Annotated in this window: 2 protein-coding genes and 1 pseudogene; all 3 read right to left on the reverse strand. The window is 47.8% G+C overall.

All coding sequences use genetic code 11. The features are described from left to right. Positions 1 to 258: pseudogene (locus ACEW8S_RS16990) on the reverse strand (amidohydrolase/deacetylase family metallohydrolase); the annotation flags it as partial. Between the two features lie 196 nt (positions 259 to 454). Continuing rightward, positions 455 to 1,708, reverse strand: a complete 1,254-nt coding sequence (locus ACEW8S_RS16995; protein ID WP_373519310.1) for an aminotransferase class V-fold PLP-dependent enzyme — start codon at positions 1,706 to 1,708, stop codon at positions 455 to 457. A gap of 38 nt (positions 1,709 to 1,746) precedes the next feature. Further along, positions 1,747 to 3,192, reverse strand: a 1,446-nt coding sequence (locus ACEW8S_RS17000; protein ID WP_373519311.1) for a c-type cytochrome, incomplete at its 5' end; no start/stop codon positions are given.

The following is a 3,192-nucleotide window of genomic DNA, read 5'->3' on the forward strand; positions in this document are numbered from 1 at the left end:
AACATGGCCGTGGATATCGATAAGGCCGGGAGTCACATATAATCCCTTGGCATCGACCATTTGAACGGCCTTTTTTGCATCGATGTTCTTTGCCACTTCGGCAATCTTGCCGTCCTTGATGGCCACGTCCATTACGGCATCAATATTGTTTTTGGCATCGATCACATGACCTCCCTTGATAACGATGTTAAATTCTTGTGCCGCAACCTGGTTTCCGAAAAATGATACGATCAGAACAAATAGGCAATAACTTTTCATGATTTTGAGTATTGAATTTTAGGTTATAACTATCCGCTTTGATACCAGTTTTTGAAATTCGGACTCAAAAGCCGAAAAAGTCGTTGCCCCGATCACGTAAACAAGATCCGTGCAACGCTTAATGGGTGGACTTTTTCTAACATCAAACGCTATACTATCCCTCCCAAAAAAAAATGGGAAGTACAGGTATATTTTATCAGACCGCTTCCTGTAAAATCGCCTTGATACGATCGGCTACAATGGTCACCTGTTCCGGTCTCAGCAATATGACACCGACGCTCAACAGTTCCTCACCATTATTTTGCCCTATACTGCAAACGATACTGGGCGTTCCACTTTTTAAGGCCTCATAGACTTCCTTCGGGGTTATCTTTACCTGTTTTTGATCCCAGGTTACATGTAGGCTGGGAACGACATTGGCCGGTCCCTTGGGTACATTCGTCTCGCCCATTACGCTCGGAACCGTCTTTAAACGTGATAGGATCTGGTCGGCGCGATCGAGCCAATCCTGCCATTCTTTTTTATGATCGCGTTCCAAATAGGATTTGAGTGCGGCGTACATACCGAACATTTCTTCCTTGTTCACTTTCATTGGGCGGCCTATAGGAGCCTCATGGGGGCTGCAGTGCAGCTTGGCGGCCTCAATCAGGTCTTTTCTGCCGAAAAGTAATCCCGCACTCTGGGGCCCCCGGATCATCTTGCCCCCGGAGAAAGTAACGAGGTCAAAGCCCATTTTTTGATATTTGAAGAGGTTTTCCACCGGAGGAACATCCGCTGCGGCATCTATAAAGGAAGGGATATTATGCCGCTTACAAATGGCAACGAACGCTTCGTGGTCTATGGTATCTTCTATGCCATACCAGGATACGGCGGCATTAAAGAAAAGGGCCATTACCGTATTCTTGTTGATGGCCTGCTCCATTTCCTTTGGGTTTTCTACCTCGATTATCTTGGCACCCGTAGTAGTTATGGCCTGATCGAAAACGTAGCGATGGCTTTTTTGCATAATGACCTCCGGGCGCGGGCCGGGAAGGTTTGGCAATTGTTTCCGCTTATCGGCATCGGTACCGGTAATGACGCCCGCCGTACCCAATACCAGTGCACAGGCGGCCCCAGAGGTGACCATAGCGGCCTCGCAATGCAGCATTTCGGCGATCTTGGCTCCGACCTTGTCCTGTAGTTCGTGCATATCGGCAAAGTCGTGCGCCGTTGCATTAATAGCCTCCATTGTCTCGGGCATCATCAAAGATCCGGACAAAAACGTCATAGTCGCGGCTGCGTTGATTACACGGGTGACGCCCAATTCCTCAAAATAGTCAACTTTTGGTCGGGAAGGAATCGGTTTTTCTTCTGTTTTTTTAGTTTTCGCCACGGCGATAGGACCAAATCCTACCAAAGCGGTGGTCGAGGCCAATATCTTTTTGATTGCGGATCTTCTTTCGGTTTTCATCGGTTGCTATTTTTTTGTTCGGGTATCTTGAATCAAGATCACTTGGAATTACCGGTCGCTTTCCTAACTTTGGCCACTTCTTCGGGGTCTATACCATTCGAACGATTGCCAAAATTCTGTCGGATGTACGTTAGGATCAGCGCAATGTCTTCGTCCTTAAGATGGTCTTGCTTGGGCATCACATTGTTGTACGACCTGTCATGTACCCTGATTTCGCCTGCAAGTCCGTTCAGTACGACATCGATCAATCGCTCCTTGTCGCCATTGACCCAATCCGAATAGTTCAAAGGTGGAAAGCGGTCGTTGCCCCGCCCGTTCGTTTGATGGCATAGTGCGCAATAGGTGTTATACAGTCTCGCACCTTCCGCCATATTTCCCTGTTTTGGGAAAAATCCGTTTTCTTCGGTGGCCACGATATCCTTAACCTCATCGGGCGTTTTTATATTCGGGGACTGTTTTTTTCGTTCTTCCATTTTCGCCAATTGTGCTGCGCCGAACTTTTTGGCATCCCCTTTATATAGTACGCGCCATATCTTTCCCTTTTCCGAATCGGATACGTATATCGAGCCATCCGGACCCATGGCAAGGCCCATCGGCCGATATTTGGCATCACTGGTGTTGATTATGGTATCGACTCCGGCAAAACCATCTGCAAATACTTCCCAAGGTCCTGAAGGCATTCCTTTTTCCATAGGCACGAAGCCAATAAAATAGCCCGTTTGCGGATATGGAGCACTGCTCGTGGAGCCGTGAAAGGCCATAAAAGCACCATTTTTATAGCGTACCGGGAACTGATCTCCCGAATAGAACAAAAGATCATTTGGCGCAAAATGCCCTGGAAACCCGACCAGCGGTTTCACCAATGAATCTAAGTTTTCACCTTGTTTTTTACCGTCACCGCCGTACTCGGGATTAAGAAAATAATCTTCCTTTATCTGATTGTAATAGTGGTAGGGCCAGCCCGCATCGGAACCATCCTTGAGCTTTAAAAAAACTTCGGAAGGCAATACGGACCCTTCCCACACCGTAAATGTTTCCGGCCAGGTATTGTAGAGATGATCCCTGCCATGGGCAAGGGTAAACAAATTATCATCCTGATCGTTCCATTCCAAGGCTACGACACTTCGAAGGCCCGTGGCAAATTTCTGGCCATCTTTCTGAAACTGCCCTTTTTTATTGGCATCGAACTTCCAGACGCCCGCCCTGTGCTCGAGGATGGGACAAGGATACATGCCGGGGGACATAAAGACCCTGTCATCTTCTTGACAGGCATCGGAAGGTGCCCCGAAGGGCGTGTATAGATTTCCCTTTTTATCGAACGCTATCGGTTTGGTGTCGTGTTGCATCGGTGGCTGGGTATCGGTCAAGATCAGCTCCATTTCGGAGTCCGGCACTAACTCATCGGTCAATTTTTGACGAAATATACGGGTTACGGAACTAAAATAGAGATACCCATCATGTATGCGCATGGCCGTTCCGTAGCT

Source organism: Pricia sp., from assembly GCF_041745955.1.
Lineage (GTDB): Bacteria > Bacteroidota > Bacteroidia > Flavobacteriales > Flavobacteriaceae > Pricia.